The 4,297-nt window shown below is 67.6% G+C and carries 5 protein-coding genes; 3 read left to right on the top strand and 2 right to left on the bottom strand.

Translation table 11 applies throughout. From position 1 onward, the window contains the following. Positions 1-22: 22 nt before the first annotated feature. From ACFPU0_RS28650 to ACFPU0_RS28660, 3 genes are read left to right on the top strand one after another with little or no spacing between them, the layout of a single operon-like run. A complete protein-coding gene (locus ACFPU0_RS28650; RefSeq protein ID WP_377696686.1) occupies positions 23-1,255 on the top strand; it encodes an electron transfer flavoprotein subunit alpha/FixB family protein in 1,233 nt (410 codons plus the stop codon). Then, a complete protein-coding gene (locus ACFPU0_RS28655) occupies positions 1,245-2,024 on the top strand; it encodes an electron transfer flavoprotein subunit beta (protein ID WP_377696687.1) in 780 nt (259 codons plus the stop codon). Before ACFPU0_RS28650 ends, ACFPU0_RS28655 begins: the two co-directional genes overlap by 11 nt. Before the next feature lie 31 nt (positions 2,025-2,055). Beyond that, positions 2,056-2,301, top strand: coding sequence for a hypothetical protein (locus ACFPU0_RS28660; protein WP_028630518.1), 246 nt, complete (start codon positions 2,056-2,058; stop codon positions 2,299-2,301). A gap of 233 nt (positions 2,302-2,534) precedes the next feature. On the opposite strand, the gene ACFPU0_RS28665 is transcribed toward ACFPU0_RS28660, so the two are convergent. Together ACFPU0_RS28665 and ACFPU0_RS28670 are read right to left on the bottom strand one after the other, a co-directional pair. Next, a complete protein-coding gene (locus tag ACFPU0_RS28665; RefSeq protein WP_377696688.1) occupies positions 2,535-3,635 on the bottom strand; it encodes a GlxA family transcriptional regulator in 1,101 nt (366 codons plus the stop codon). Positions 3,636-4,021: 386 nt separating this feature from the next. Continuing rightward, positions 4,022-4,297: L-serine ammonia-lyase, iron-sulfur-dependent, subunit alpha (locus tag ACFPU0_RS28670; protein ID WP_377696689.1), on the bottom strand; the 276-nt coding region annotated here is incomplete at its 5' end.

Raw genomic sequence — 4,297 nt, forward strand, 5'->3', positions numbered from 1 at the left:
TACCTGAGCAGGAGTCCGCCCCATGAGCGACATCATCCGCCGCGACCCACGCGCCGAGTGGATCGCCCGCAACCGCCTGCACCCGCTGCATGCCGCCATGCAGCAGCAGGGGCAGACGAGCTGGATGGGCCCCAACGGCCTGATCCGCAAGAACCCCCATGCCGCGGCAGCGGGCTTCATCGGCCCCAACGGCCTCAAGCGCATCGACCGCAGCGGCGCCCAGCAGGGCACCGCCGGCAAGCGCAGCGCCGCCACCGAAGTGGTGCAGCTGCCGCTGCATGTCATCGAACAGCCGGCGTTCCACATCTGCGTGGTGCCGGACATGGTCGGCGGCCGCCTCTCCAGCCACGACAAGGACCTGCTGGGCCTGGCCAACAAGCTGGCCGGCACTGAGGGTGCGGTGGTCGCCGTGCTCTTCGGCGAGGACAAGGAAGCCGCCTTCGATACCGCCGGCGTCGACCGCATCCTGCGTATCGACGGCAACGAGTTCGAAGGCTACTCCCCGGAGGCCCGCGTGCTTGCCCTGAGCGCCGTGGAAAGCCAGCTCGCGCCGCGTCACTGGTTGCTGCCAGACAGCCGCACCGGTGGCGGCGAACTGGGCCGCCGGCTGGCCGCCAAGCTGGGCGAGCGCCCGGCCACCCGCGTCTGGCAGGTAGCCAACGGGCAAGCCATCGGCCGCGCCGGTGCCGGTCGCGAAGACCTGGCACGGGCCGTGCCACGCCTGATCCTGGCTGCCGCCGAATGTGCCGAGCCGGTCAGCGAAACCCGCCATGAGGCGCGCACCCTGGAGCTGTCGGCAAACATCGCCCACAGCCTGCCGCGCATCGAGGACCTCGGCCCGGTGGCCGTGGACCCGGCGCAGATCCCCATGGCCGAGGCGGAGTTCATTCTCTCGGGCGGCAACGGGGTCAAGGACTGGAACCTGTTCCACCAGGCCGCGGCCGCCCTCGGCGCCACCGAAGGCGCCTCCCGCGTGGCGGTGGACGACGGCCACATGCCGCGCAACCGCCAGGTGGGCGCCACCGGCACCTGGGTCACCGCGCGGGTCTATCTGGCGGTGGGCATTTCCGGCGCCATCCAGCACCTGCAGGGCATCGGCGCCTGCGACAAGGTGGTGGCGGTGAACATGGACCCGGGCTGCGACATGATCAAACGCGCCGATCTTTCGGTGATAGGCGACTCCGCCGCCGTCCTCGCCGCACTGATCGAACTCGCCACCCAATACCGTCAGGGAGGGGCACGCGATGCCGCATGACGCACTGAAGATCGTCAGCCTGGTCTCCATCGGCGCGCACCCCACTTCGGGCCGCGCGCGCCGCGCCGACCAGGATTCCCGTGCCGTCGAGCTGGGCCTGCGCCTGGCCGGCCCACGCCTGCGCGTGGTGCACGCCGGCAATCCCCATGAAGAGGCGCTGCGCGCCTACCTGGGCATGGGCCTGGATGAACTCATCGTCCTCGAACAGGGCCAGCAGGATGACGCCCTGGCGCCGCTGGGCGACTTCCTCCGCGAAAGCGGCGCCCAACTGGTGCTCACCGGCAGCCAGGCGGAAACCGGCGAAGGTTCAGGGCTACTGCCCTACCTGCTGGCCGAACGCCTGGGCTGGCCGCTGGTGGTGGGCCTGGCCGAGGTGGAAAAGGTCGACAACGGCGTGGCCCAGGTGCTGCAGGCCCTGCCCCGCGGCCAGCGGCGCCGGCTGAAGGTGCGCCTGCCCTTCCTCGCCAGCGTCGACAACGCCGCCCCGGCGGCACGCCAGAGCGCTTTCGGCCCGGCCCGTCGCGGCCGCATCGAAGCCGAGGACGTGGAGCTGGTGGAAGATGTATTGTTCGCCGAGGCCCAGCTGCAACCGGCCCGGCCAAGGCCCAAGCGCCTCAAGGTGATCAAGGCCAAGACCGGCGCCGAACGGATGAAGGCGGCTACCGCCAAGGCATCCGGCGGCGGCGGCCAGGTACTCAAGGACGTCTCGCCGCAGGCGGGCGCCGAAGCTATCTTCAAACTGTTGCTGGAAGAGGGTGTGCTGCGCTGACCGCGCGGCACCATTACGGAGGACTAGGGCGATGATGCATGCCGATCTGATCGACCAGGAAGATTTTCGCGAGCGCCTGGTGGCGCTGGGTATCAGCATCCCGCCGGGGGTCACTGCCGAACAGGCCTGCGAACAGGCCGTGAGCGGCCTGAGCCCGGAGCGCGCACTGGCCCTGCGACGCCTGGTGGAAGAACTGCTGGGCGGCAGCGCCACCCTGCTGCCGAACGTGCGCGAGGCCATCTCGCGGACCCTGCTGCCGGCACTGGTGCCGCGCTGAAGGCCGAAACCCGGAAATGAGAAAGGGCGCCAGTGGCGCCCTTTCTCATTTCCGGGAAAAACCTGTGGGAGCGAATTTATTCGCGAATGGGCCTGTCAGCCCCCTGCAGTTCCAACTTCCCTCACCCCAACCCTCTCCCAGAGGGAGCAGTCTGTGCAGTGGGAAATGCATACACCCGTTCTGCTTTTCCTGTGGGGGCGAATTCATTCGCCAAGGCGCGCGCAGCGCGCCCCTTACACCACCCTCACGCTGGCAAAGGTGGACTCGCCCTGGGCGCGGCTCAGGGCCACGCCGGCGGTGGACGGCGTGCGCACCAGATCGTCCGGAACCGGCATCAGGGCCACCACGTTGGCGTTCTGGCCGGCACGCTCGTCGCGCGGCGGGATGCCAAAGTACTCGCGGTAGCACTTGGAGAAGTGCGGGGTGGAGACGAAGCCGCACACCGAAGCCACTTCGATGATGGACATGGCGGTCTGCTTCAGCAGCTGGCGGGCGCGGATCAGGCGCAGCTTGAGGTAATAGCGCGACGGCGAGCAGTGCAGGTATTTCTGGAACAGGCGCTCGAGCTGACGGCGCGAAACGTCCACGTAGCAAGCCAGCTCGTCGAGGTCGATGGGCTCCTCCAGGTTGGCTTCCATCAGCGCGACGATTTCCTGCAGCTTCGGCTGGTTGGTGCCGAGCATGTGCTTGAGCGGTACGCGCTGGTGGTCCTGCTCGTTGCGGATGCGCTCGTAGATGAACATCTCGGAGATGGCCGCCGCCAGCTCGCGGCCATGCTCGCGGGCGATCAGGTGCAGGATCATGTCCATCGGCGCGGTGCCGCCGGAGGAGGTGTAGCGGTTGCGGTCGATGGAAAACAGGCGGGTGCTGATGCTCGCGCGGGGAAAGGCCTCCTGCATGGCCGCCAGGCACTCCCAGTGCACGCTGCATTCGAAGCCGTCCAGCAGCCCGGCCTTGGCCAGCGCCCAGCTGCCGGTGCACACGGCACCCAGCTGGCGGCCCTGGCGGGCCTGGCATTGCAGCCACTGCACGTGCTCGCGGCTGACGCTGTGCTGGATATCGACGCCGCCGCAGACGATCACGGCGTCCAGGGCCGGGGCATTGTCCAGGCCGCTGTCGGGGGTGATCTGCAGGCCGTCGCTGGCGCTGACGGGGCGGCCGTCCTGGCTGAGGGTGTACCAACGATAGAGTTCGCGGCCGGAGAGATGGTTGGCCATGCGCAGCGGTTCTACCGCGGACGCCAGGGAAATCAGGGTGAAGTTGTCCAGCAGCAGGAAACCGATGGACTGGGGAACACGGTTCTGGGGTTGAGCCCCTTGGTTGAACTGTGACATTGGCGAACCCTCGGGCTAGGCACGGAGCGGAGCCTCGTTTCGAGGCTTTTTGTTATGGCCCGGCACTGCGAAACCGGGAAGTACTAAATCTAGGCAAAGGTCATGCCTAAATTGATTGATCATTCAATCAAGAATGAGCAAGTTCATCCAACGCCCGTGCCACCGGGCCTAGGCATGAGCGACAGAATCATTCTGTTTACGACTGCCAGGGCCCGTGATGCCTGGACCCTGGGGACTTAGGTAGCACTGGCGGTGTCAGCGGATGTCACCCCATGCCGTAGGACAGCACCTTCAGTAACAGACTCTACATCCATTCATCGACTGGATGGTCACCGCCTGTCCCGCACCAGAAAGGAGCAGCGACGGGTGCCTTGAGCGATAGCGGGTCAGCACTCGATGGCGCTCACGGCCAGGCCGCCGCGGGAGGTTTCCTTGTACTTGTCGTGCATGTCGGCGCCGGTGTCCCGCATGGTGCGGATCACCCGGTCCAGCGAGATGAAGTGCTCGCCGTCGCCGCGCAGGGCCATCTGCGCCGCGTTGATCGCCTTCACCGCGGCGATCGCGTTGCGCTCGATGCACGGCACCTGCACCAGCCCCCCCACCGGGTCGCAGGTCAGCCCCAGGTTGTGCTCCAGGCCGATCTCCGCCGCGTTCTCCAGCTG

It is taken from the genome of Pseudomonas sp. GCM10022186, from assembly GCF_042656385.1.
GTDB lineage: Bacteria > Pseudomonadota > Gammaproteobacteria > Pseudomonadales > Pseudomonadaceae > Metapseudomonas.

Bases quoted from the DNA above. Each gene is read 5' to 3' on its own strand.
- ACFPU0_RS28650 (WP_377696686.1), top strand. From the start codon at position 23: ATGAGCGACATCATCCGCCGCGACCCACGCGCCGAGTGGATCGCCCGC.
- ACFPU0_RS28655 (WP_377696687.1), top strand. From the start codon at position 1,245: ATGCCGCATGACGCACTGAAGATCGTCAGCCTGGTCTCCATCGGCGCG.
- ACFPU0_RS28660 (WP_028630518.1), top strand. From the start codon at position 2,056: ATGATGCATGCCGATCTGATCGACCAGGAAGATTTTCGCGAGCGCCTG.
- ACFPU0_RS28665 (WP_377696688.1), bottom strand. From the start codon at position 3,635: ATGTCACAGTTCAACCAAGGGGCTCAACCCCAGAACCGTGTTCCCCAG.